Genomic DNA, 617 nt, shown 5'->3' with positions numbered 1-617 from the left:
TTCAAAGGCTCCCACCTATCCTACACATGTAGGGTCAATGTTCAGTGCCAAGCTGTAGTAAAGGTTCACGGGGTCTTTCCGTCTAGCCGCGGGTACACTGCATCTTCACAGCGATTTCAATTTCACTGAGTCTCGGGTGGAGACAGCGTGGCCATCATTACGCCATTCGTGCAGGTCGGAACTTACCCGACAAGGAATTTCGCTACCTTAGGACCGTTATAGTTACGGCCGCCGTTTACTTGGGCTTCGATCAAGAGCTTCGACCGAAGTCTAACCCCATCAATTAACCTTCAAGCACCGGGCAGGCGTCACACCGTATACGTCATCTTACGATTTAGCACAGTGCTATGTTTTTAATAAACAGTTGCAGCCACCTGGTATCTGCGACTCCCGGCAGCTTAGAGAGCAAGTCTCATCACCGCTAGGAGCGTACCTTCTCCCGAAGTTACGGTACCATTTTGCCTAGTTCCTTCACCCGAGTTCTCTCAAGCGCCTTAGTATTCTCTACTCGACCACCTGTGTCGGTTTGGGGTACGATTCCTTACAATCTGAAGCTTAGAGGCTTTTCCTGGAAGCATGGCATCAATGGCTTCACTACCGTAGTAGCTCGACATCGT

The 617-nt window shown here is 50.2% G+C and carries 1 rRNA gene; it reads right to left on the bottom strand.

The features are described 5' to 3' along the window. Nucleotides 1–617 (bottom strand): 23S ribosomal RNA (locus PVK70_RS18860); the annotation flags it as partial.

Origin of the sequence: Aliivibrio sp. A6 (assembly GCF_028765505.1) — a bacterium.
In the GTDB taxonomy this organism is placed as follows: domain Bacteria; phylum Pseudomonadota; class Gammaproteobacteria; order Enterobacterales; family Vibrionaceae; genus Aliivibrio; species Aliivibrio finisterrensis_A.
Note: the sequence above shows the minus strand (reverse complement) of the source record. Positions and strands in the feature narration are given on the sequence as shown.